Annotated in this window: 20 protein-coding genes and 1 tRNA gene; 11 read left to right on the top strand and 10 right to left on the bottom strand. The window is 63.6% G+C overall.

Features of this window, described 5'->3' with window-relative positions; genetic code table 11:
* Positions 1 to 2: 2 nt before the first annotated feature.
* On the top strand, positions 3 to 341 hold the full coding sequence (locus BLT66_RS00855; protein WP_092754550.1) for a P-II family nitrogen regulator: 339 nt from the start codon (positions 3 to 5) through the stop codon (positions 339 to 341).
* Position 342: 1 nt separating this feature from the next.
* Here BLT66_RS00855 and BLT66_RS00850 read toward each other — a convergent pair whose 3' ends face one another.
* From BLT66_RS00850 to BLT66_RS00830, 5 genes are read right to left on the bottom strand one after another with little or no spacing between them, the layout of a single operon-like run.
* Entirely contained in the window at positions 343 to 744 is a 402-nt protein-coding gene (locus BLT66_RS00850) for a diacylglycerol kinase (RefSeq protein ID WP_092754547.1), read from the bottom strand.
* Entirely contained in the window at positions 744 to 1,265 is a 522-nt protein-coding gene (locus tag BLT66_RS00845; RefSeq protein ID WP_255406801.1) for an RDD family protein, read from the bottom strand. The genes BLT66_RS00850 and BLT66_RS00845 overlap by 1 nt, the downstream gene beginning before the upstream one ends.
* Positions 1,265 to 1,906: a DUF3106 domain-containing protein gene (locus BLT66_RS00840; RefSeq protein ID WP_255406711.1), complete on the bottom strand. Its 642-nt coding sequence runs from the start codon at positions 1,904 to 1,906 to the stop codon at positions 1,265 to 1,267. The genes BLT66_RS00845 and BLT66_RS00840 overlap by 1 nt, the downstream gene beginning before the upstream one ends.
* A gap of 60 nt (positions 1,907 to 1,966) precedes the next feature.
* Complete coding sequence (locus tag BLT66_RS00835) at positions 1,967 to 2,404, bottom strand: DUF3619 family protein (RefSeq protein ID WP_092754538.1); 438 nt, start codon at positions 2,402 to 2,404, stop codon at positions 1,967 to 1,969.
* Positions 2,401 to 2,964, bottom strand: coding sequence for an RNA polymerase sigma factor (locus BLT66_RS00830; protein WP_092756953.1), 564 nt, complete (start codon positions 2,962 to 2,964; stop codon positions 2,401 to 2,403). The genes BLT66_RS00835 and BLT66_RS00830 overlap by 4 nt, the downstream gene beginning before the upstream one ends.
* A 304-nt stretch (positions 2,965 to 3,268) precedes the next feature.
* Between BLT66_RS00830 and BLT66_RS00825 the strand changes: the two genes are divergently transcribed.
* The 3 genes from BLT66_RS00825 to ilvC all read left to right on the top strand — a co-directional run bounded on the left by BLT66_RS00825 (position 3,269) and on the right by ilvC (position 6,858).
* A complete protein-coding gene (locus tag BLT66_RS00825) occupies positions 3,269 to 5,065 on the top strand; it encodes an acetolactate synthase 3 catalytic subunit (RefSeq protein ID WP_092754535.1) in 1,797 nt (598 codons plus the stop codon).
* A gap of 154 nt (positions 5,066 to 5,219) precedes the next feature.
* On the top strand, positions 5,220 to 5,711 hold the full coding sequence (gene ilvN / locus BLT66_RS00820; protein ID WP_092754532.1) for an acetolactate synthase small subunit: 492 nt from the start codon (positions 5,220 to 5,222) through the stop codon (positions 5,709 to 5,711).
* A 130-nt stretch (positions 5,712 to 5,841) separates the two neighbouring features.
* Entirely contained in the window at positions 5,842 to 6,858 is a 1,017-nt protein-coding gene (gene ilvC, locus BLT66_RS00815; protein WP_092754529.1) for a ketol-acid reductoisomerase, read from the top strand.
* Positions 6,859 to 7,126: 268 nt separating this feature from the next.
* Here the strand turns inward: ilvC and BLT66_RS00810 are convergent, their stop codons facing one another.
* Complete coding sequence (locus tag BLT66_RS00810; protein WP_092754526.1) at positions 7,127 to 7,693, bottom strand: PAS and helix-turn-helix domain-containing protein; 567 nt, start codon at positions 7,691 to 7,693, stop codon at positions 7,127 to 7,129.
* A gap of 77 nt (positions 7,694 to 7,770) precedes the next feature.
* On the opposite strand from BLT66_RS00810, the gene BLT66_RS00805 reads away from it, so the two are divergent.
* Together BLT66_RS00805 and BLT66_RS00800 are read left to right on the top strand one after the other, a co-directional pair.
* On the top strand, positions 7,771 to 8,601 hold the full coding sequence (locus BLT66_RS00805) for a CoA transferase subunit A (RefSeq protein WP_092754523.1): 831 nt from the start codon (positions 7,771 to 7,773) through the stop codon (positions 8,599 to 8,601).
* A 1-nt stretch (position 8,602) separates the two neighbouring features.
* Positions 8,603 to 9,241 carry a CoA transferase subunit B gene (locus BLT66_RS00800; RefSeq protein WP_092754520.1) on the top strand — a complete coding sequence of 213 codons (639 nt, stop codon included), beginning with the start codon at positions 8,603 to 8,605 and terminating at the stop codon, positions 9,239 to 9,241.
* Positions 9,242 to 9,255: 14 nt separating this feature from the next.
* On the opposite strand, the gene BLT66_RS00795 is transcribed toward BLT66_RS00800, so the two are convergent.
* Positions 9,256 to 10,431 (bottom strand): PQQ-dependent sugar dehydrogenase, encoded by a 1,176-nt coding sequence (locus tag BLT66_RS00795; RefSeq protein ID WP_092754517.1) that lies wholly within the window; start codon positions 10,429 to 10,431, stop codon positions 9,256 to 9,258.
* Between the two features lie 157 nt (positions 10,432 to 10,588).
* Here BLT66_RS00795 and BLT66_RS00790 point away from each other — a divergent pair, with 157 nt between their 5' ends.
* Complete coding sequence (locus tag BLT66_RS00790) at positions 10,589 to 10,960, top strand: hypothetical protein (RefSeq protein WP_092754514.1); 372 nt, start codon at positions 10,589 to 10,591, stop codon at positions 10,958 to 10,960.
* A gap of 18 nt (positions 10,961 to 10,978) precedes the next feature.
* Here BLT66_RS00790 and BLT66_RS00785 read toward each other — a convergent pair.
* Positions 10,979 to 11,052 (bottom strand) — tRNA-Gly (locus BLT66_RS00785).
* A gap of 221 nt (positions 11,053 to 11,273) precedes the next feature.
* Between BLT66_RS00785 and BLT66_RS00780 the strand changes: the two genes are divergently transcribed.
* From BLT66_RS00780 to BLT66_RS00765, 4 genes are all read left to right on the top strand, one after another.
* Positions 11,274 to 12,956, top strand: a complete 1,683-nt coding sequence (locus BLT66_RS00780) for a diguanylate cyclase (RefSeq protein WP_176954934.1) — start codon at positions 11,274 to 11,276, stop codon at positions 12,954 to 12,956.
* A 253-nt stretch (positions 12,957 to 13,209) separates the two neighbouring features.
* Positions 13,210 to 15,837 (top strand): alanine--tRNA ligase, encoded by a 2,628-nt coding sequence (gene alaS / locus BLT66_RS00775; RefSeq protein ID WP_092754508.1) that lies wholly within the window; start codon positions 13,210 to 13,212, stop codon positions 15,835 to 15,837.
* 76 nt (positions 15,838 to 15,913) lie between these two features.
* Positions 15,914 to 17,017, top strand: coding sequence for an ABC transporter substrate-binding protein (locus tag BLT66_RS00770; RefSeq protein WP_092754505.1), 1,104 nt, complete (start codon positions 15,914 to 15,916; stop codon positions 17,015 to 17,017).
* A gap of 15 nt (positions 17,018 to 17,032) precedes the next feature.
* On the top strand, positions 17,033 to 18,280 hold the full coding sequence (locus tag BLT66_RS00765; protein ID WP_092754502.1) for a GGDEF domain-containing protein: 1,248 nt from the start codon (positions 17,033 to 17,035) through the stop codon (positions 18,278 to 18,280).
* A gap of 55 nt (positions 18,281 to 18,335) precedes the next feature.
* Here the strand turns inward: BLT66_RS00765 and BLT66_RS00760 are convergent, their stop codons facing one another.
* Together BLT66_RS00760 and BLT66_RS26720 are read right to left on the bottom strand one after the other, a co-directional pair.
* Positions 18,336 to 19,853 (bottom strand): methyl-accepting chemotaxis protein, encoded by a 1,518-nt coding sequence (locus BLT66_RS00760; protein WP_092754498.1) that lies wholly within the window; start codon positions 19,851 to 19,853, stop codon positions 18,336 to 18,338.
* A gap of 176 nt (positions 19,854 to 20,029) precedes the next feature.
* On the bottom strand, positions 20,030 to 22,553 hold a 2,524-nt coding region (locus BLT66_RS26720), incomplete at its 5' end, for an ATP-binding protein (RefSeq protein ID WP_218922540.1).

Here is a 22,553-nt window from a genome sequence, read left to right as displayed (position 1 = left end):
CCATGAAACAAATCACCGCCATCCTCAAACCGTTCAAACTCGAAGAAGTGCGCCAGGCATTGGCCGAATGCGGCGTCACCGGCCTCACGGTTACCGAAGTCAAAGGCTTTGGCCGCCAGAAGGGCCATACCGAGCTGTACCGCGGTGCCGAATACGTGGTCGACTTCTTGCCCAAGGTAAAGGTCGAAGTAGTGGTCAAGGACGACGATGTGGATCGCTGCATCGACTCCATCGTCCGGGCTGCGCGCACCGGCAAAATTGGTGACGGCAAGATCTTTGTGACCAGCGTGGAACGCGTGCTGCGCATCCGTACGGGCGAGCAGGACGAATCCGCGGTGTAATTTACGTAAGCAGTCGTTTCGCCAGCCCCAGCAGGGGCATGGCCCAGATGGCTGCAGCCATCAGCAGACTCAGCAGCACGGCCGCGCTGCCCATGTCCTTGGCGCGTTTCGACAGCGCATGCCACTCGGGGCCGATGCGGTCAATGGCGGTCTCGATGCCGGTGTTCAACAGTTCGACCACCAGCACCAACACCACCGAGCCGGCCAGCAAGGCAAATTCCACCCAGCTGTTCGCCAACCATAACGCCAACGGCACCAGCACGATGGCGGCGATGGCTTCTTGCCGGAAGGCAGTTTCATCCCAGCCGGCCCGCAGCCCTGCCAGCGAGTAGCCGGCCGCATGCCAGATGCGCTGCAAACCTTTGCGGGATTTTTGCGCCGCGGGTGCTTCCATCGGCGGCATCACCGGCTCAGCGGCAAGGAGCCGACCAGGCGGGTGCCAGCCAGCGCGTCATGCCAGAACTGGCGTTGCGGGTGAAAGCGGCTCAGCAAAGCCCAGACCGCCACCCAGCCCAGCAGAATGACCATGGTTTCACCGGCGGGCAGTGCAAACGGTGCCACGGCCGCCAGCGGCGGCAGAAACCAGATCCAGCTGCAGACATAGCGCAGCAGGGCGCGCGGCTGGGAAATGGCCCGCCCATCCTGGCCTACCACACGGATATTCCAAGTCTTCATGGCCAGGGTTTGGCCTTTGGACCAAAACCAGGTGAAGTAGATGCCGAAGATGACGAACAAGAAGGCCTGCAGGCCCAGCCGGTTGTCCATGGCGTTACGGGTCTGGCTCAGCGTGCCAAACAGGTAGCCGGCAATGAACACCACGCCGAACATCAGCATGCCTTCGTACAGCCAGCAGGCCATGCGGCGGCGCAGGCTGGGCGCGGTGGGTGCCAGTGGGTCTGGACCCGCCGCTGCAGTCGATGCCATCATGGTGCGTTGGTAGCGGGAGGATTGGCCGCCTGCGGCCGCGCGGCATCCATACGCTGTACCGGCAGCGGGAGCAGGGTCTTGGGGTTGATCTGGTGCGGCGCCGTGGCGATGGACGGGCCTTTGGGCTCGTCTTTACGCGCGGGCGGCACGGTGGCGAGCTTTTGTTGCGGAACCAGCTTGACGGCCGTGGCCGCACCAGGCAGCTTGTTGCGCACGTTTTTGGCCAGCTTTTGCTTCTCTTCGGGGTCCAGGGTCTGGTAGGCCTCCCATTTGGCCTGCTTTTCCGTGGGCGCCAGGCGCTTGGTTTCGGCGAAGTTCAGGCGTGCCTGGCTGCGCTGGGTAGGGCTTAGTGAGCCCCAGTCCAGCATGCGCTCGTGCAGCTTGGTCTGCTCGTCCGCGGACATCTTGGCAAAGTTCAGCGACAAAGCCAGCCATTTGCGTTTCTGGCCGACGCTGATGTCATTCCAATGGCTGGATAGCGGTTGCAACGCGACCTGCTGCGCAGGCGTGAGCTCTTTCCACAGCGGCTTCTGGTCGGCCGCACTGGCTTTGGCCAGGGGAATCGATGCAGGTGCCGCCGTTTGCGCCCACGCCGGTGATCCGGCCAAGGCCAAGCCTACCCAGACCAGGCCTGCCACGGAAGAGGGCGACAGAGAAAAAAAGCGCTTGTGCGATGGCTGCATCCGTAAGGGGCTCGATTATTGGTTGTTGTCCCGGTTGGACTTGAGAAATTCGACAAAGCCTGGGTCGGTATACGCAGCGGTAGGCAGATCGTCGGACAGCAGGGCGGAATCCACCTCGGCCAGCTCGTCGGCGCGGTTGTCATCCTGCACCACGTAAATAGTCAGCAGTCCGGCCACCAGGGCCACCAGCGGCAATGCAGACGCAAAACGGTTCCACCAGCTGGGGCTGTCGTTGCCAAAAGTCAGCGATGCGGTGCCGCCCTGGCTGGCCACCACGGTAGCGGTGCGCATGACGACCGCCTTGCGGTGCGCCAGAGCCTGCATTCGGGCGATGCGCAGCCGCTCGGAAATGTCGTGTGGCAGATCGGCTGCACCCTCGGAAAGACGTGCCGTGACGCGGCGCGCAAACTGGTCTTCGGGCGACAGAATTTGGAGTGTGTGCAGCTTTGTCATAGAAATATTCCCCTGGCTTTGAGCGCTTTGCTAAGTGACTGGACCGCGCGCGAACAGTGCGTTTTGACGCTGCCTTCCGAGCAGCCCATCGCGCTGGCAGTTTCAGCAACGTCCATCTCCTCCCAGTAACGCATCAAGAACGCTTCTCGTTGACGTGTCGGTAACTCTTGTATCTGGGTGTCAATTTCACGCAAAACCTGTGCCCGCCGCGTGGTGTCTTCCGCACTTTCCGTGCGCTCAGAGTCATCTGCAAGCTGAAAGGTTTCCAATAAGTCGAAATCTCCGTCGTCGCCAGACTCGAAATCGCTCATGTTGGAAAACAAAGCGTTACGGGTTTTTTGGCGCCGGAACCAATCCAGCGTGCAGTTCGACAGAATGCGCTGGAACAGCATGGGCAGCTCTTCCACCGGCTTGTCGCCATAGTGCTCGGCCAGCTTCATCATGCTGTCTTGCACGATATCGAGCGCCGACTCCTCATTGCGCACGTGGTAGACCGAGCGTTTGAACGCCCGTTTCTCGACGCTCTTGAGGAAATCAGAAAGTTCGCGTTCAGTAGCCAAGAGGGTGGGGCCTGTGGGGGCGGGTCGGTAAAGGAATACGCGTTGTTTTTGGAAAGCATACGCCCGGATTTGGGGCGTTTGCGGGCGGATTATGGCATCGCCGGCTGATTTTCTTGGGGCGTGCACCAGTTTTCATGCCCGGGAGTGCCATAATCCACGTTGCTAGTCAAAAAGCAAACGGATCATGGTTCGGCGATGCAAGCAGCTCGCCCATGGCTTTGGTCTTAAGTTTCGACACAACTCCAAAAGAGTGCGTGAAGAAGCACCCAAGGTATTTCGTTAGAGAAATTCACAAAGGTTCATCATGGAAATGTCAAAAGCCGAAATCGCTTCGGCAGCCGCTGCGTCTACCGCCGCACAAAATACCCCGCGTACTACCGCCCAAGAGCTTATGGGTGCAGAGGTTCTGGTGAAATGTCTCCAGGCCGAGAACGTCAAGCACATCTGGGGTTACCCCGGCGGCGCCGTTCTGTACATCTACGACGCGTTCTACAAACAAGACACCATCCAGCACGTACTGGTGCGCCACGAGCAGGCTGCTGTGCACGCTGCCGATGGTTATGCGCGTGCTACCGGTGATGTGGGTGTGGCGTTGGTGACCTCCGGCCCCGGCCTGACAAATGCAGTCACAGGTATCGCCACGGCATACATGGACAGCATCCCCATGGTGATCATCAGCGGCCAGGTGCCCACGCACGCCATCGGCCTGGATGCGTTCCAGGAATGCGACACCGTCGGCATTACCCGCCCCATCGTCAAGCACAACTTCCTTGTGAAGGATGTGCGCGATCTGGCCGAAACCATGAAGAAGGCCTTCCACATTGCCCGCACCGGCCGCCCCGGCCCGGTGGTGGTGGACATTCCGAAAGACGTGTCTTTCAAGAAGACGCCGTACCACGGCTACCCCGAAACCGTCGCGATGCGCTCGTACAACCCGGTGCGCAAAGGCCACGGCGGCCAGATCCGCAAGGCCTTGCAACTGCTGTTGGCCGCCAAGCGCCCGTATATCTATACCGGCGGCGGCGTGCTGCTGAGCAATGCCTCGCAAGAACTGCGCACCTTGGTGGATATGTTGGGCTATCCCTGCACCAACACCTTGATGGGCCTGGGCGCGTACCCTGCCAGCGACAAGAAATTCCTCGGCATGCTGGGCATGCACGGCACCATCGAAGCCAATAACGCGATGCAGCATTGCGACGTGCTGCTGGCCGTCGGCGCCCGGTTTGACGACCGCGTGATTGGCAATACCAAGCATTTCGCCCAGAACGAACGCAAGATCATCCATATTGACATCGATCCGTCGAGCATCTCCAAGCGCGTCAAGGTCGATGTACCTATCGTCGGCGACGTGAAAGAAGTGCTGACCGAGCTGATCGCCATGATCAAGGAAGCCGGCACCAAGCCCGACGCCGATGCCTTGGGCAGCTGGTGGAGCACCATCGAAGGCTGGCGCAGCCGCAATTGCCTGAAGTACAGCATGGGCTCCAGCGACGTGATCAAGCCCCAGTATGTGGTCGAAACCCTGTGGAACATGACCAAGGATGCCGACACCTACATCACCTCCGATGTGGGCCAGCACCAGATGTGGGCTGCGCAGTACTACCGCTTTGACGAACCGCGCCGTTGGATCAATTCCGGTGGCCTGGGCACCATGGGCGTGGGCATTCCCTACGCCATGGGCGTGAAGCTGGCCAAACCTGAGAGCGAAGTTTTCTGCATCACCGGCGAAGGCTCGGTGCAGATGTGTATCCAGGAACTGTCGACCTGCCTGCAGTACAACACGCCGATCAAGATCTGCTCGCTGAACAACCGCTACCTGGGCATGGTGCGCCAGTGGCAAGAGGTGGAATACGCCGGCCGCTACAGCAGCAGCTACATGGACGCACTGCCGAACTTCGTCAAGTTGGCCGAGGCCTATGGCCACGTCGGCATGCTGATCGAGCGCCCCGAAGATGTGGAGCCCGCACTGCGCGAAGCCCGCAAGCTGAAGGACCGCACGGTGTTCATGGACTTCCGTACCGACCCCACCGAGAACGTGTTCCCGATGGTGCAGGCCGGCAAGGGCATCACCGAGATGCTGCTGGGCAGCGAGGATCTGTAACCAGGTCTTTAAGCCAAATACGGCTCTAGCGCAGGTACTGCCTGCGCTGGCAGCTATCAATTCGATAGTATTAACTTTCTGACGAATCTATTGCCCGCCAAGCCCGCGCATTACCGTGCACGGGGGAGGGCGGCGAAAAGAGGAATCTAGTCTTATGAAACACATCATTGCTGTCTTGCTGGAAAACGAACCCGGTGCGCTGTCGCGCGTGGTCGGCCTGTTTTCCGCCCGTGGTTACAACATCGAGTCGCTGACGGTCGCTCCGACCGAAGACGCCACCTTGTCGCGCATGACCATCCAGACCTCCGGCTCGGACGACGTGATCGAACAGATCACCAAGCACCTGAACCGCCTGATCGAAGTGGTCAAGGTGGTCGATCTGACCGAAGGCTCCTACACCGAACGCGAACTGATGATGGTCAAGGTGCGTGCCGTCGGCAAAGAGCGCGAAGAAATGAAGCGCATGGCCGACATCTTCCGAGGCCGCATCATCGATGTGACCGAGAAGAGCTACACCATCGAGCTCACCGGTGACCAAGGCAAGAACGACGCGTTCCTGGAGGCGCTGGACCGCAGCGCGATCCTGGAAACCGTGCGTACCGGTGCCAGCGGCATCGGCCGTGGTGAGCGCATCCTGCGGGTTTAGTTTTGAGTCGTCCGTACGCGCGTTTCGACGGGCTCAACGCGAACGGACTATTTTTGGCGATTGCGTATTACGTTCGCCCTGAGCCTGTCGATGGGCATTTCGCCAAACCTTTAATTTTTGAAAGCAGAACATGAAAGTTTTTTACGACAAAGACTGTGACCTCAGCCTGATCAAGGGCAAGACGGTCGCCATCATTGGTTACGGCAGCCAAGGCCATGCGCACGCGCAAAACCTGAACGACAGCGGCGTGAAGGTCGTGGTCGGTCTGCGCAAGGGCGGCGCTTCCTGGGACAAGGTTGGCAAAGCCGGCCTGACCGTGCTGGAAGTCAACGACGCGGTCAAGGCCGCTGACGTGGTCATGATTCTGTTGCCTGACGAAGACATCGCTGGTGTCTACAAGAACAACGTCGAGCCCAACATCAAGCAAGGCGCTTCGCTGGCCTTCGCCCACGGCTTCAACGTGCATTACAACCAGGTCGTGCCACGCGCTGACTTGGACGTGTGGATGGTCGCTCCCAAGGCCCCTGGCCACACCGTGCGCAACACCTACACCCAGGGCGGCGGCGTGCCCCACCTGGTGGCTGTGCACCAGGACAAGACCGGCAAGGCCCGTGACTTGGCCCTGTCGTACGCGATGGCCAATGGTGGCGGCAAGGCCGGCATCATTGAAACCAACTTCAAGGAAGAAACCGAGACCGACCTGTTCGGCGAACAAGCCGTGTTGTGCGGTGGTGCTGTCGAGCTGATCAAGATGGGTTACGAGACCCTGACGGAAGCCGGCTACGCCCCTGAAATGGCCTACTTCGAATGCCTGCACGAACTGAAGTTGATCGTGGACCTGATCTACGAGGGCGGCATTGCCAACATGAACTACTCGATCTCGAACAACGCCGAGTACGGCGAGTACGTGACCGGCCCCGAAGTGATCAACGCTGAATCCCGCGAAGCCATGCGCAACGCCCTGAAGCGCATCCAGACCGGCGAATACGCCAAGATGTTCATCCTGGAAGGCCGCACTGGCTACCCCAGCATGACCGCCCGCCGCCGTCTGACCTCTGAACACTCCATCGAAGTTGTGGGTGCTAAGCTGCGCGCCATGATGCCTTGGATTGCCAAGAACAAGCTGGTTGACCAAACCCGTAACTGATCGGCACACCCCCAGGCTACAGCGCAAGCGCTTTTCGCCGACCCCCTTGCAGGGGGCAACACCAGCAGCCTGGCGGAGCCAGTTCTGCGGTGTTTCTGGTGAAGAGGGGTTGGGGCCAAGACTGGGGTACCGACGGTAAACCCCACTTCGGGCCTGCTAGCTTCGGTTAGCAGGCCCGAAGTGCGTTTGGGGTCAGCATTCGTATGCTACATATTTGGTAGCTGCTAGCGCAGCCGCTATCTGCGCCAGAGGCCGATTTTCTATAAATTCAGCCACCCATCAGCTTCTGCGTCAGATCGGCAGTGGTCGAGGCTTTGTACTTGCGCATCAAGGTGGCGCGGTAAATCTCCACCGTGCGGTGGCTGATGCCCAGCAGTTTGGCAATTTCCTTGGATGTGAGCCCGGTCATCACATGCGCCGCCACCTCGCGTTCGCGCGGCGTCAGGGCGGCTTGCACCGGGCGGCGCGACGACAGGTCTTCAAAGCTCCAGATGCCGGCCGCATGCGGCGCATTGCGGTCAAAGGCCCGGCCGATCACGTGGCACCAGAACACCTCGCCTTTGAGCCGGCCGTCCACGCGCTGCATGATGCGGTCGTCGGCGTAATGGCCTTTCGCATCCATGGTCAGTGTGATGCGGGTGCCGGTGCGCTCGAACTCCACCGCGCTGGGGTAGAGCACCTGGAACGACTGGCCGATCAGCTGCTCCCGGTCGGCGCCGAACATCTCGCACAGATGCTGGTTGCAGTCCACAATGGCGCGATTGCGCGATACCACCAGCCCGACCGGCGCCAGCGCGAAAGCCAGCTGGTAATCCACTGCTGCAGCCAGATCCATCGGGCAAACCCTTTACGAAAAACTACGTAATTAAATAGGTAGTATCGTACGCCTTGATCTTTTAACCGGAGACCTGTGTGAACAAAATTTTCCCCTCTGCCGCCGAAGCGCTCCAAGGCGTTGTGAAGGACGGCCAGCTGATGGCCGTGGGTGGTTTCGGCCTGTGCGGCATCCCCGAGGCCTTGATTGACGCGCTGCGCGATTCCGGCGTGAAAGACCTGACCGTCATCTCCAACAACGCCGGTGTCGATGGCTTCGGCCTGGGCAAGCTGCTGGAAACCCGGCAGATCAAGAAAATGATCTCCAGCTACGTGGGCGAGAACAAGGAATTCGAGCGCCAGTACCTGGCGGGCGAGCTGCAGCTGGAATTCACCCCCCAGGGCACGCTGGCCGAAAAGCTGCGTGCCGGTGGCGCCGGCATTCCGGCTTTCTTCACCAAGACCGGTGTCGGCACCTTGGTGGCCGAAGGCAAGGAGCTGCGCGAATTCAACGGCGAAACCTATGTGATGGAGCGCTCCCTGGTGCCTGAAGTCGCCCTGGTCAAGGCTTTCCGCGCCGACAAATCCGGCAATCTGCAGTTCCGCCTGACAGCGCGCAACTTCAACCCGGCCGCCGCCATGGCCGGCAAGGTCTGCATTGTGGAAGTCGAGGAGATCGTCGAAACCGGCGCCATGGACCCCGACCAGGTGCACCTGCCCGGCATTTACGTACACCGCATTGTGCTGAACGCCAACCCCGAGAAGCGGATTGAAAAACGCACGCTGTCGGCTGCTGCCGCGGTAGACCCGGCTGCCGCCAAGGCCGAAGCCCAGGCCGTTATTGCCCACGCTGCCATTATTGGCAGCGACGAAGTTGCCGTACCCAAAGTGGACGCCGCAGCCCCAACCACCCCCGTGAAAGGAGCCTGAGATGGCCTGGAACCAAGACCAAATGGCAGCCCGCGCGGCACTGGAGCTAGAAGACGGCTTTTATGTGAACCTGGGTATCGGCATCCCGACCCTGGTGGCCAACCATGTGCCTGCCGACAAGGAAGTCTGGCTGCAGAGCGAGAACGGCATGTTGGGCATCGGCCCGTTCCCGACCGAAGACCAGGTCGATGCCGACCTGATCAACGCCGGCAAGCAGACCGTCACCACCTTGCCCGGTTCCTCGATCTTCGGCAGCCACGACAGCTTTGCGATGATCCGCGGTGGCAAGGTCAACCTGAGCATCCTGGGTGCCATGCAGGTAAGCGAAAAGGGCGATCTGGCCAACTGGATGATCCCCGGCAAGATGGTCAAGGGCATGGGCGGCGCGATGGACCTGGTGGCCGGCGTGAAGCGCGTGATCGTGCTGATGGAGCACGTGGCCAAGAAGAAAGATGGCAGCGAAGACCTGAAGATCCTGCCCGCCTGCACCCTGCCGCTGACCGGCGTCGGCGTGGTGAACCGCATCATCACCGACCTGGCCGTGATGGACGTGACCCCCGCCGGCCTGAAAGTGGTGGAGCTGGCGCCGGATGTGACGCTGGAATCGCTGCAGGCCAAGACCGGCGTCAAGCTGGTCTGATCTCGGCCTGAAATTCACTGGGCCAGGCGCAGCAGCTTGCCGCTATCGGTGAGCAGCACGATGGCCCCGTCCGGTGCCTGCACCACGTCGCGGATGCGCTCCTTCAAATCGCTGAGCAGTGCTTCGCGGCTCAGCACGGCGTTGTTGCTGACGGTCATGCGCCACAGGGTCTGGCCGGCCAGCGAGCCAGAGAACAAATTGCCCTTCCACTGCGGAATCAGGCTGCCGGTGTAGAACAGCAGGCCGGCCGGCGCCACCGAGGTCGGCACCCAGTAGGTCAGCGGTTCGACGAAGCTTGGCGCATGCACGCCACCGCCGATGCGGCAGGCGTCACCTACCGGCGATCCGTAGTTGCAGCCATAGCTTTTGACCGGCCAGCCGTAGTTGGCTCCCGCGCGGGTGATGTTGATTTCGTCGCCGCCTTGCGGGCCGTGCTCGCTGGTCCACAGCTCTCCAGTATCCGGGTGCAGCGCCGCGCCCTGCACATTGCGGTGGCCCAGGCTCCAGATGCCGGGCAGGGCGCCCGCGCCCAGCGCCGGGTTGTCGGCGGGGATGCTGCCATCGCGCTGGATACGCACCACCTTGCCGAGAGTCTGCCCCAGGTCTTGCGACGGACTGCCCAACTGGCGTTCGCCCAGGGTGATGAACAGGGTTTTGTCCCGGGCAAACACTAGGCGAGAACCGTAGTGGCCGTTGCCCGAAGTTTTGGGGCTTTGGCGGAACAGCACCGCCACGTTCTGCAAGTTATTGCCCACAAGGCGCCCGCGGGCTATCGCGGTGCCGGTCAGGCCCGCTGCGCGGCCCGTGCCGGGCTCGGAAAAAGCCCAGTAGACCCAGAGCGTGGTCGCAAAGTCAGGGTCCAACGCCAGCCCTAGCAGGCCGCCCTGGCCGGCGGCATTGACCGGCAGGATGCCAGTTATTTCGGTACTGGTTTGCGCGTCGGCGCTGAGCCGCAGCAGGCGCCCGCCGCGTTCGGTCACCAGCATCTCGCCCGAGGGCAGAAACACCAGTCCCCAGGGTGATGCCAGACCGCTGCGCAGCACGCTGACTTTGGGTTGCAGCACCTGGGCCTCAGCCTGGCCGGCGCCACCGCCACAACCCAGCAAGCCCCAGCACAGCGCAGCGGCCAAAGCGTAGGGGAGCGCACGGGTGCGCGATAGCAAGGTGTGCAAATGGCGGTCAAAAAGCATGCGCGGACTCCTGAAATGGGCATAAGTACCGGTTTTCAGGCCCCACCATAGCCGGTTTGGCCTGTGCTTACACCTATTCCCTTTCATGTCCACTGGCTTGAAAATCCATAGCGCAGCAACAAGCTCAAGTTGGATTTGTAGGAAGGGTCGGTTTTTTATGCCACACCAAGAACTAGAACGCACCTTGAAACAGCTGGAAGGCACGTATGCCCGCTTCATCGAGCGTACGCGGCTGGGCCGCAAGCTGGAGTTGCCAAAGATTGTCCGCATCTGCCTGGTCATGCGCGGCGCCTGCCACGACAACCAGGTGCAGGAATGCCTGACGCGGTTCCAACTGGTCTGCGAGCGTTTGACGCGGTCCCATTTGCCGATGGGCATCGATGAAAACGACGACTTGATGGCGGGGCTGGAGGCGTTGCGCCAAATGCGCGAGCGGCTGCATTACGACAGCCATGCGGCACCCGTGTTCCAGGAGCGCAGGGTCAGCGCCCGGCGCCGCAGCGGCACGGATCTGCTGAGAACGATCTAGGCGGGGTACGCCTGCGAATGGAGCGGGTGAAGGGGATCGAACCCTCGTATCGAGCTTGGGAAGCTAGCGTTCTACCATTGAACTACACCCGCTTGGCGTGCGGTGGGCGGCTGGACTGGCATCGGCCAGCAGTGCCACCACCAAGCTAGCGGCAGTGTACCCGAGCCCCAGTGTTGCCGCCAAGCTGTAAGGGCGGATGGGCGGGCTTCACAACAGGTGTAACTGGTTATTGCGCTGGCGTCTGCGCAAGCGCTGTGGCACCATGGACCGGCACACAATTCTGGTTTCAGCGGGCGCAACAAAACGCAAACCCATGGACGCCGAAAAAAAGCTCAACATCGCAGCCGGGCTGGTTTTTGTCTTGATTTTGCTGATCGCCGTGGTGCCGTACCGCGCCAGCCTGTCGACCCGGGCAACGGTGGTCGAGCTGGGCCGTATCCAAAACCGGGAAGAGAAATTCGAGCAGTTGATCGATGCCTTGCGCGACGCCGAAACCGGCCAGCGCGGCTACCTGATTACCGCCAAGGACAGCTATCTGGAGCCCTACCACGTGGCGCTGGGCGAGATTCCCGATGCGCGCGGAGCGCTGCTGCAGATGGCCGAGGCACAGCCGCAGGAATTGGCGGCTCTGGAAGAAATCTTCCGCATGGTCGAGCTCAAGCTGAAAGACATGGCGTACATGATCGAGGTGCGGCGTGCCAAGGGCTTGGCTCTGGCCGAACCCGTGATCGCCGTCGAGCGCGGCAAGGAATACATGGACGCCTTGCGCCAGCTGATCGCCGTGCAGCAAGCGCATCTGGCCAACCGGCGCGGCGAGTTGCGGCAAGAACTGGAGCGCAAGTCCCAGGATGCTTTTGCCGTCGAAGTCGGTGCTACCGTGGCCAATCTGCTGCTGCTGGCGCTGCTGATGGTGGCGATGACGCGGGTGCTGAAGGCGCGCCAGGCCACCGCGGCTCTGGTGCAGGAAACTGCCAATACCCTGGGGCGGAGTGCGGCCGAAGCCGAGCGCCGCAATGTGCAGATGGAGGTCAGCGCAGAAATGCTGCAGGCGCTAGGCTCGATCTCTTCTTCTGCCGAAACCTCGCGCATCATTGCCAGCTACTGCGCCAAGCTGTTGCCCGGGATGTCGGGCACCGTCTACCTGTACCGCAGCTCGCGCGACCTGCTGGAAGCCCAGGCGTCCTGGGGCAATAGTTCCTCGTCGGTGGAGCAGCTCGAGCCCAAGGACTGCTGGGCGCTGAAGCGGGGCAGGGCGCATGCGACCCGCAACGCCGGCGATCTGTGCTGTGCGCATTACGCCCCGCAGGCGGTGTTTCCGGTCGGCCGGCTGTGCATTCCACTGGTTACGCAGGGCGAGGTGATCGGCCTGATTTACTTCGAGGGCCTGGCGGAAGACGAGGCCAGCCTGAAGGCTCAGCAGCAAATGCTGGACCGGCTGACCGAGCAGATCGCGCTGGCGTTGAGCAATGTCCGGCTGCGCGAGACGCTGCGCATGCAGTCCATCATCGATCCGTTGACCGGCCTGTTCAACCGGCGCTATATGGACGAGACCCTGAGGCGCGAGCTGGGCCGAACCGAGCGCAAGGGCTTGCCCTTGTCGCTGATCGTGCTGGACCTGGACCACTTCAAGCGCGTCAACGACACTTTTGGGCACGATGCGGGCGACCTGCTGCTGAAAAGCGTGGCCAACCAGGTGCGCGACAACATCCGCGAGAGCGACCTGGCCTGCCGCTTCGGCGGCGAAGAGCTGGTGCTGATACTGCCCGAGTGCGACCTGGCCACGGCCTTGGGGCGGGCCGAAAAAATCCGCGTCGCCATCGCGTCCATCGACCTGCTGCACGCCGGGCAGCGGCTGGCGGCGCCAACCGCATCGTTTGGCGTGTCGCAGTTTCCGCTGCACGGCGCCGACGCCACCGCCCTGTTGAAAGCCGCCGACCAGGCCTTGTACCGGGCCAAACATTCGGGGCGCAACCGGGTGGTCCAAGCCGAAGCCTGAGCGGGTGGGTCGGGGGTATAAGAGATACAGGCCGCTAGCGCTTATTGCATCTGCGCAAGCAGCTATGCTAAACATAGCAAACGGCGGCGGCCTGGCCGCCATGGCAGGTGCCGCCCGGCTGTTAAAATTTGTGCGCTTCGGGTTGGCCTGCGCGGCTCCCGGCTTGATTTCAATCCATTGACCCTATTCACCCCTGTGTGTGCCCTGGCTTTGTGCTGGCGGCGTAGAACGATTTGAACGAGACCCCACGCTTATGAGCACCCCTGCCTCCATCACCGTTGCCGACATCCGCAAGACCTTCCTCGACTTCTTTGCCTCCAAGGGCCATACCGTGGTGCCCAGCAGCTCGCTGGTACCGGGCAACGACCCGACGCTGATGTTCACCAACTCCGGCATGGTGCAGTTCAAGGACGTGTTCCTGGGCGCCGACAAGCAGCCCTATGTGCGCGCGGCCTCGGTGCAGGCCTGCCTGCGCGCCGGCGGCAAGCACAACGACCTGGAAAACGTGGGCTATACCGCGCGCCACCACACATTCTTCGAGATGCTGGGCAACTGGAGCTTTGGCGACTACTTCAAGCGCGATTCGCTGAAATGGGCGTTCGAGCTGCTGACCACCGTGTACAAGCTGCCGGCCGACAAGCTCTGGGCCACGGTCTACATCGATGACGACGAGGCCTACGACATCTGGACCAAGGAAATCGGCCTGCCGCCCGAGCGCGTGGTGCGCATCGGCGACAACAAGGGCGGCAAGTACATGTCCGATAACTTCTGGATGATGGCCGACACCGGCCCCTGCGGCCCCTGCAGCGAAATCTTCTACGACCACGGCCCCGAAGTCGCTGGCGGCCCACCCGGCAGCCCCGAGCAGGACGGCGACCGCTACATCGAGATCTGGAACAACGTGTTCATGCAGTTCGACATGCAGCCCGACGGCTCGGTGAAGCCGCTGCCCGCGCCCTGCGTGGACACCGGCATGGGCCTGGAGCGCCTGGCCGCCATCTTGCAGCACGTGCACAGCAACTACGAAATCGACATCTTCGACGCGCTGATCAAGGCCGCGTCGCGCGAAACCGGCGAACAAGACCTGGGCCACAAGAGCCTGCGCGTGATCGCCGACCACATCCGTGCCACCTCCTTCCTGGTCAGCGACGGCGTGATCCCCGGCAACGAAGGCCGCGGCTACGTGCAGCGCCGCATCATCCGCCGCGCCATCCGCCACGGCTACCTGCTGGGCCAGACCAAGCCCTTCTTCCACAAGCTGGTGCCCGACCTGGTGGCACTGATGGGCGCAGCCTATCCGGCCATGGCCGCCCAGCAGGAGCGCATCGCCGAAGTGCTCAAGGCCGAGGAAGAGCGCTTCTTCGAAACCCTGGCCATGGGCATGGAAATCCTGAACGCGGCCCTTGAAGGCGGCGTGCAGGTGCTGCCCGGCGATGTGGCTTTCAAGCTGCACGACACTTATGGCTTCCCGCTCGATCTGTCGGCCGACGTCTGCCGCGAGCGTGGCCTGTCGGTGGACGAAGCCGGTTTCACCGCCGCGATGGAAGCGCAAAAGGCCAAGGGCCGCGCGGCCGGCAAGTTCAAGATGGACCGGGCGCTCGAATACACCGGTGCCAGCAACGAGTTCATCGGCTACACCGCGCTTGAATCCGCTGCGAAAGTTGTAGCGCTCTACGCAGATGGTGCAAGCGTGGAAGCCTTGAATGAAGGCCAAACCGGCACCGTGGTGCTGGACACCACGCCGTTCTACGCCGAATCCGGCGGCCAGGTCGGCGACGAGGGCACGCTGGTGTCTGCCGCCGGCCGCTTCGAAGTCGGCGACACCCAGAAGATCAAGGCCGATGTGTTCGGCCACCAGGGCACGGTGGCCCAGGGCCGCCTGAAGGTCGGCGACAGCGTCACCGCCCAGGTCAACACCGCGCTGCGTGCCGCCACCCAGCGCAACCACTCGGTCACCCATTTGATGCACAAGGCCTTGCACACCGTGCTGGGCAGCCATGTGCAGCAAAAGGGCAGCCTGGTGAACGCCGAACGCACGCGCTTCGACTTCACCCACAACGCCCCGGTCACCGACGCGCAGATCACGCAGATCGAAGCCCTGGTGAATGCCGAGATCCTGGCCAACGCCCCGACCAAGGCTGAGCTGATGGACATCGAATCGGCTCAAAAGACCGGCGCCATGATGCTGTTCGGTGAAAAGTACGGCGAAATCGTCCGCGTGCTGAGCATCGGCACCACCCAAGAACTCTGCGGCGGCACCCATGTGCAGCGCACCGGCGATATCGGCCTGTTCAAGGTGGTGGGCGAGGGCGGCGTGGCCGCTGGCATCCGCCGCATCGAGGCCGTGACCGGCGAGGGCGCCCTGGCCTATCTGCAAGACCTGGAACGCACCGTGACCCAAGCCGCTGGCAGCTTCAAGGTGCAGCCGGCCGAGCTGCAAGCCCGCGTCACGCTGGCCTTGGACAACATCAAGGCGCTGGAAAAAGAAGTTGCCCAGCTCAAGGGCAAGCTGGCTTCGAGCCAGGGTGACGAGCTGGTCAACAGCGCGCTGGACATCAAGGGCATCAAGCTCTTGGCTGCCAAGCTCGAAGGCGCCGACACCAAGACCCTGCGCGAGACCATGGACAAGCTGAAAGACAAGCTGAAAACCGCGGTCATCGTGCTGGCCGCTGTCGATGGCGACAAGGTGCAGATCGCCGTCGGCGTGACCAAGGACAGCGTGGACAAGGTGCAGGCCGGCGCGCTGGCCAACTTTGTAGCCAGCCAGCTCGGCGGCAAGGGGGGCGGCAAGCCCGACATGGCCATGGCTGGCGGTACCGAGCCGGCCAAGCTGCCGGCAGCGCTGGCATCTGTGCAAGCCTGGGTGGCAGAACGGGTCTGAGCCTGGCACACCGCGCACCGGGCGGGCGCTGCGGCGGCCCGGCCGCTGCGCATTTTCAATTTCTGGAATCTCTCGCTTGCAGCCCTGCACCCTGATCCGTTACCTGGTTCTCTGCTGGACGCTGCTAGTGGCGTGGCCGGCCGGTGCGGTGACGGTGGCCTTCATCAATCCGGGTAAGTCGACCGAGGCCTACTGGGTCGCGGCAACGCAGGCCATGCAGGTTGCGGCCCGCAGCCTGGACTGGCAGCTGGAGGTGCAGTACGCCGAGCGCGACCACCTGCGGGTGCTGGAGCTGGCCCGCAGCCTGGTGGCCCGGCCACCGGCCCAGCGGCCCGACTACGTGATCTTGTCGAATGACAACGCCACCGGCGCCGAGCTGCTGCGCCTGTTCGACGGCTCGGGCATCAAATGTTTCATGGCCTTCAGCCGGCTCTCCGCGGCGGAGGAAGCCCAGCTGGGCGGACCCCGCCAGCGCTACAAGGACTGGATAGGCTCGCTGGAGCCGCTGGCCGAGGAGGCCGGCTATCTGACGGCCAAGGCCTTGATCCAGCAGGGGCGCAGTGCCCGTGCACAGGCGGCCGACGGCAAACTGCATTTGCTGGCGATAGCCGGCGACCGCTCCACCCCCAGCTCGGTGCGGCGCAACGAAGGCCTGCAGCGCGCCGTGGCCGAGGCCAAGGACGTAGTGCTGGAGCAAACCATTTACGCCGGCTGGACCCGCGACAAGGCGGCCGAGCAAGCCGACTGGCTGTACGAGCGCTACCCGGCCGCCCGGCTGGTCTGGGCCGGCAACGACCTGATGGCCTTTGGTGCCATGCAGTCGCTGGAAAAGCGCGGCGGCACACCTGGCAAGAGCATGTGGTTCAGCGGTATCAACGCCTCGGCAGACGGTATGCAGGCCATCCAGTCGGGCCGGCTGGCGGCACTGGCCGGCGGCCATTTCATTGCCGGTGCCTGGGCGCTGGTCATGCTCTACGACTACCACCACGGCCGCGACTTTGCCGACGAAGGCCTGCAACTCGAAGCCTCGATGTTCGTGCTGTTCGACCCGGCCACGGCGCGCAAATTCGAGGCCCGCTTTGGCCAGCGCTACGACAGCATTGACTTTCGGCGCTACAGCAAAGTGCTGAATCCCAAGCTGGCGCGCTACAGCTTTGGGTTTGCCCAATTGCTACGCTGATTGCACACTGCGCCCATGCCGAACCTTCCCTTCAGATCGCTCGCCGGGCATTTGATACGCCGCACTTTGGGCTTGGCCCTGTGCTGCATGGTGGCGGTGTTCGTGGTGCAGGTGGGCATCATGCTGCAGCACCAGCGCAAAGAGTTCGAACGGCTGGCCGACGAGATCGCCAAGACCAGCGTGCCGCTGCTGTCGGTCAGCCTGTGGGACATCGAGCTGCGGGCCGTGCAGCAGCAGGTGGCGATGATGGCCGAGCGCCCCGAGGTCGGCTTTGTGATGCTGACCGTGGGCACCGGCCAGCAGTTCCAGGCGGGCAATGCGGCGCTGCAGCCCGAGTCCAGCAGCCTGCGGATTGCTATTCCCGCGCCGCAGGGCAAGAACGTGATTGCCGAGCTGCGGCTGTGGCCGAATCCGCAGTTCGCTATCGACGAAATGGTGCACACCGCCTGGACCGTGCTGGCCGGCTACGGCTTGTTCACTGTGCTGATCTGCAGCCTAATTGCCTACCTGCTGCGCCGCGAGCTGCAGATACCGCTGCAGCGCCTGGCCCAGTTCGCCAGCGAGCTGACGCCGCAAACCCTGGTGCAGCCCTTGGTGCTGGACCGGCCGCGGCGCAGCCACAGCGACGAGATCGACCTGGTGGCCCACGGCTTTTCCAAGCTGCAAAACGGCTTGCGCACCCATATTGCCAATCTGGACAAGATGGTGGCCGAGCGCACCCAGCAGCTGGAGGCGCTGGCCGAGGCCAACCACGTGCTGTCCATCACCGACCCGCTGACCGGCTGCTTCAACCGCCGCACGCTGGAGCCGCGGCTGTTGGAAGAAATCGAACGCGCCCACCGCTACCAGCGGCCGTTCTCGGTGATCTGCCTGGATCTCGACCATTTCAAGCAGATCAACGACAGCTACGGCCACGCGGCCGGTGATGCCGTGCTCTGCGCCACCGCCGACCACCTGCGCAACGCTACGCGCTTCCGGCTCGACTGGACGGTGCGCCTGGGCGGCGAGGAGTTTTTGATCGTGCTGCCCGAAACCGTGCTGGCCACCGCGCTGCAGAATGCCGAGCGCCTGCGCCAGCTGCTGCAGGCCGAACCTGTGTGGTTTGAAGGCCAACGCATCGATCTGACGGCCAGCTTCGGCGTGGCCCAATGGCAGGACGACCAGGCGTCGGCTGAACTGGTGCAACTGGCCGACAGCCTGCTCTACCAGGCCAAGGCCGCAGGCCGGAACTGCATCTTCCCAGCGCCTCCTGCTATGGAATGAATAGCTGCTGGCGAAGGGTATATAAGCGCCAGAGCCCGATTTCGTTTAAATCGGCTTAGCTGACGACCAGGTTCTTGTAGACCCCGCAGCCGACGGCCAGGTCGTCCACCAGCTGCACGAACGACATCTTGGTCTGCACCCGGCCGGTGGTCGGGTTGGTGATGTCGTATTCGACCCAGCCCGGCTCGTGCTCGGCCTGGTTGTAGATCGACTGCAGCAGGCCGGCGCCGTCAATGCCGGCAATGTCCTGCACCCGGGTACCGACCTTGGCCGGGTTGCCGCCAAAGGCCACATAGGTGCCGTTGCGGTCCAGCACGAACACATACATGTCGCGGTCGTGAAAGCCCTGTGTCGGATTGGTCAGCTCGCGCAAAAAGGTGTCGCGCGAGCCGTTGCGCCGGCGGTGCTGCAAGGCTTTTTCGACCAGCGCGCGGGCTTCTTCGGCCGAGCCCTGCTGCAGCTTGAACAGCGCCACGGCTTCCACCAGGGTGGAGGCCCGGCTTTCCAGGGTGGATGCCTGGGTCACCGCGTGGTCGACCATCTGGGCGTTCTGCTGGGTGATCTCGTCGAGCTGGCGCACGGCCGAGGTGATCTCGCTCAGGCCGGTGCTTTGCTCGGCGCTGGAATTGGAAATCTGCGCCATATTGCTGGCCACGTCGCGGATGCCGGTGACGATGGCGTCCATATTACTGCCGGCAGTGCGGATCTTCTGCACGCTGGACCCCACCTGGCTGCTGGAAGCGCCGATTAGCTGGCGAATCTCTTTGGCGGCTTCGGCCGAGCGCTGGGCCAGCGAACGCACCTCGCTTGCCACCACCGCAAAGCCGCGCCCAGATTCGCCTGCACGGGCCGCTTCGACCGCGGCGTTCAGCGCCAGGATATTGGTCTGGAAGGCCAGGCCGTCGATCACGCCGACGATCTCGTCCATGCGCTGGGCGCTGCTCTGGATGGCTTCGACCGAGGCAATGGCTTCGGCCATGCTGCTTGCGCCCTGGTTGGCCGCGTCGCGCACGCGGGCCGCCTGGGTGTTGGCCTGGCCGGCGGTCTGGGCCGTGTCTTGCACGGTGCTGGACAGCTGCTCCACGCTGGCCGCGGTTTGTTCAAGGTTGGCGGCCTGCTGCTCGGTGCGGTCGGACAGGGCGCGGTTGCCATTCGCCAGGCTGGTGCCGGCGTGGGCGACGAAGGCTGCATTGCTGCGCACATTGGCCACCATGGCCGATACGGTGGCGCCCATGTGCTGGGTGGCGGCGGCCAGGCCGGCCAGCTCGTCGCTGCCGCGCAGTACCAGGCGCAGCCGCAGGTCGCCCTTGACCAGCTGCTCCATGGCCTGGCGCACCTGGCCCAGGTCCTGGGTAAAGCTCCTGAAGAAGGCCAGCAGCCCGTAGACCGCCAGCAGCACGCAGATGCCGCTGAGCCAGGCCACGGCGGTCGAGCCAGAGTCCGAGAACGCGTACTGCAGCAACACCACCAGCGGCGTGGCCAACAGCACTAGCGCCAGCAACAGCAGCTTGGCGCCCAGGCGCATGCTGCGCATCAGCCACAGACCCGGGGAAAACAGGGTTTCGAAAATCATGCGTTTGTCTCTCTTTGTAATGTCGCTGCCGGTACTTCGCCGCCCAGCGCTTGTATCTGAACGTGCTTACAGCAAACTGTCAACGCCACGGCGCTGGGTCGCGCGCATGATTTGCTACCAATAAAGTAGCGGCTGGCGCAGGTTAATACTGCACCAGAGCCCGATTTTTTATAAATTTAGACAGCGTCGACACGGCCCAGGGCCTGGGCCGCAATGTCGTCATGCCGCAGGCCGGTGCCCAGGGTCTTCAGGCGCTCGAAGTTGGCAGCGTCCAGCTGCTGGCGCACCAGGTGCTCGGCGCATTCGGCGCAGCGGGCTTCGTTGACCTCGCGCGATTTTCCGTGCGCGGCGTGCACCGTGTCGGCATAACCGAGCAGGCGGCTGGCGGTATGCGGGCGGCTCTCCAGCGCGGCCAGCAGAGCTAGGTTGTCCGCGGCGTAGACCTGGGCTTCAAAGTGCAGCACCTGCGGCCAGCAGGTTTCCAGCAGGGCGCGGGCCTGTTGGGTATCGCCCTTGGCCAGCCAGGCGCCGGTCAGGTGCAGCTGCACCAGCAGCAGGGTGGCCATGTGGCGGGTGCCGGCCAGCCGGGCCTGCAGCGCCAGGTAGCGGTCGATGGACGCATCCACGCGGCCCGCGGCCAGCTCCATGTAGGCAATGATGTCTTCGCCGCGCAGCAAGGCCTCGGAATAGCCGGCCAGCGCGTCCAGCGTGGCTTTTTGCAGCAGCTGCTCGATGGCCTGGTCGAACCGGCCTTCGATGAAGTTGCAGGTCAGCGAGGCAAACAGGCCGTAGCTGCGCACGATGGGCGGCCAGGCCGGGTCCTCCAACGCCCACATCTCGGCCAGCACCTCGCGCTGCTCCTGGCGCTGCTCGGAACCATAGGTCAGCGCGTAAACCAGGGCCGCCAGCGCGTGGTACAGGTTGCGCTGCTCGCCGGGCTGGGCCCGGTACAGCGTGGCGGCGCGGCGGGCCAGGCGGCAGGCCAGCGCCGGCTGGCGGTAGGCCCAGAAATACGCGGCCCGGCTCGACCAGCGGGCCTGCAGGTCGGCCGGCAGCTGGTCGGTGACCAGCAGGGCCGTGGCCTGCCAGACAAAGCGGCGTTCGCGCCTGCGGTCGCTGGTCAGGGCTTCGGCCAGGCCGGGAGCGATCGCCACCGCGGTATGCGGATCGTGCTGGATGGCCCAGGACAGCGCTTCGTGGCCATTGCTCAGGTCGGGCGCCAGGGATACATACCAGTCGTCTATGCGCTGCTTGCCGCTGAAGAAATCGCGGTCTGCCTGTTCGAACAAATGGCGCATGGCCAGGGCGTGGCGCTGGCGCAGCGCGGTGTCTTCGCCCGCGGCTGCCAGCTGCTCCAGCGCATAGCTGCGCGGCGTGTCGAGCAGGCGGTAGCGCGGGGTGTCGCCACCGTCGGCAATCACCAGGGAGCGGTCGACCAGCGCACCGAGTACGTCGACCACGGTCCAGCCGTCCAGAGCCTCGTCGGCCACCACCTGCTGGGCCATTTCCAGCGAGAAGCCGCCCACGAACACACCTAGGCGGCGGAACACGGTTTGCTCGCTGGCATCCAGCAGGCCGTAGCTCCATTCGAGTGCGGCACGCAGGGTTTTCTGCCGCGCCGGTGCGCCGCGGCCGCCGCCGTTGAGCAGGCGCAGGCGTTCGTTCAGCGAATTCGCCAGCGGCACCAGGCCCAGCAAGGGCACGCGCGCGGCCGCCAGCTCGATGGCCAGCGGCAGGCCGTCCAGGCGGCGGCAGATCTCCACCACGGTGGCCAGGTTCTGCGGGCCCAGCTCAAAGCGCCGGTCGGCGGCTTGGGCGCGCTGGGCAAACAGGGCGACAGCGCCGAAGTTGCGCGCCTCGTCCAGCGTGGCAGCGCGCTCGGGCAGAGCCAGCGCATCCAGCCGATACACCCATTCATTGGCCAGCTTCAGCGGTGCCTGGCTGGTCACCAGCACCTGCAGCTGGGGCGCGGCCTGGTGCAGGGCTTGCAGGATGCGCGCGACCTCGTCCAGCAGGTGCTCGGCGTTGTCGATGGCGATCAGCATGGACAGCGGGCGCACGGCCTCCATCAGGCCCTTGAGCGGGTCGCCGTGGCCGGATTGCAGGCCCAGGGCGCCGGCAACCGTGCTGGCGACGAACTCGGGCGAGGTCTGGGATGCCAGATCGACCCAGGCCACGCCATGCTGGTGGGCGCCGCGGCGCTCGTGCAGCAGCCATTGGGCCAGCAGCGACTTGCCAATGCCGCCGGCGCCGACGATGGTCAGCAAGCGGTGCTGGCCCATCAGGTTGCCAAGGTTGGATACATCGTGGGTGCGGCCAATCAGCGGCGTGAGCACCAGGGGCAGGTGGGTGTTGTTGGGCTGGGGCGCGCTGGGTGGGGGCGGCAAGGGCGGTTGGGTGCCATCCGGCGCCGCGTCGCTGGCTTCCAGCGCAAACCGGTAGCCGCGCCCGGGAATGGTGACGATGGCCTGTGGCCCCAGCAGCTTGCGCAGCGCCGATACCTGGGCCTGGAGGTTGTTTTCCTCGACCACCAGGCCGGGCCAGGCCAGATCGAGCAACTCGTCTTTGGAGACCACGCGGTCACGGTGGTACAGCAAGGCCATCAGCACATCGAAAGCCCGGGCGCCGGGGTTGGTGCTTTTGCCGTCTACCAGCACCACGCGCTGGGCGGGGCGCACTTCAAAGCGGCCGAAACGATAG

Source organism: Rhodoferax sp. OV413 (assembly GCF_900104385.1).
Classification (GTDB): domain Bacteria; phylum Pseudomonadota; class Gammaproteobacteria; order Burkholderiales; family Burkholderiaceae_C; genus Rhodoferax_B.
This window is presented reverse-complemented; position numbering and strand designations above follow the sequence as displayed.

Coding starts and splice junctions, on each gene's coding strand:
- BLT66_RS00795 (WP_092754517.1), bottom strand. CDS start 10,431: ATGCTTTTTGACCGCCATTTGCACACCTTGCTATCGCGCACCCGTGCG.
- BLT66_RS00825 (WP_092754535.1), top strand. CDS start 3,269: ATGGAAATGTCAAAAGCCGAAATCGCTTCGGCAGCCGCTGCGTCTACC.
- BLT66_RS00845 (WP_255406801.1), bottom strand. CDS start 1,265: ATGGCATCGACTGCAGCGGCGGGTCCAGACCCACTGGCACCCACCGCG.
- BLT66_RS00780 (WP_176954934.1), top strand. CDS start 11,274: ATGGACGCCGAAAAAAAGCTCAACATCGCAGCCGGGCTGGTTTTTGTC.
- BLT66_RS00800 (WP_092754520.1), top strand. CDS start 8,603: ATGGCCTGGAACCAAGACCAAATGGCAGCCCGCGCGGCACTGGAGCTA.
- ilvN (WP_092754532.1), top strand. CDS start 5,220: ATGAAACACATCATTGCTGTCTTGCTGGAAAACGAACCCGGTGCGCTG.
- BLT66_RS00810 (WP_092754526.1), bottom strand. CDS start 7,693: ATGGATCTGGCTGCAGCAGTGGATTACCAGCTGGCTTTCGCGCTGGCG.
- BLT66_RS00835 (WP_092754538.1), bottom strand. CDS start 2,404: ATGACAAAGCTGCACACACTCCAAATTCTGTCGCCCGAAGACCAGTTT.
- BLT66_RS00850 (WP_092754547.1), bottom strand. CDS start 744: ATGCCGCCGATGGAAGCACCCGCGGCGCAAAAATCCCGCAAAGGTTTG.
- ilvC (WP_092754529.1), top strand. CDS start 5,842: ATGAAAGTTTTTTACGACAAAGACTGTGACCTCAGCCTGATCAAGGGC.
- alaS (WP_092754508.1), top strand. CDS start 13,210: ATGAGCACCCCTGCCTCCATCACCGTTGCCGACATCCGCAAGACCTTC.
- BLT66_RS00765 (WP_092754502.1), top strand. CDS start 17,033: ATGCCGAACCTTCCCTTCAGATCGCTCGCCGGGCATTTGATACGCCGC.
- BLT66_RS00790 (WP_092754514.1), top strand. CDS start 10,589: ATGCCACACCAAGAACTAGAACGCACCTTGAAACAGCTGGAAGGCACG.
- BLT66_RS00855 (WP_092754550.1), top strand. CDS start 3: ATGAAACAAATCACCGCCATCCTCAAACCGTTCAAACTCGAAGAAGTG.
- BLT66_RS00760 (WP_092754498.1), bottom strand. CDS start 19,853: ATGATTTTCGAAACCCTGTTTTCCCCGGGTCTGTGGCTGATGCGCAGC.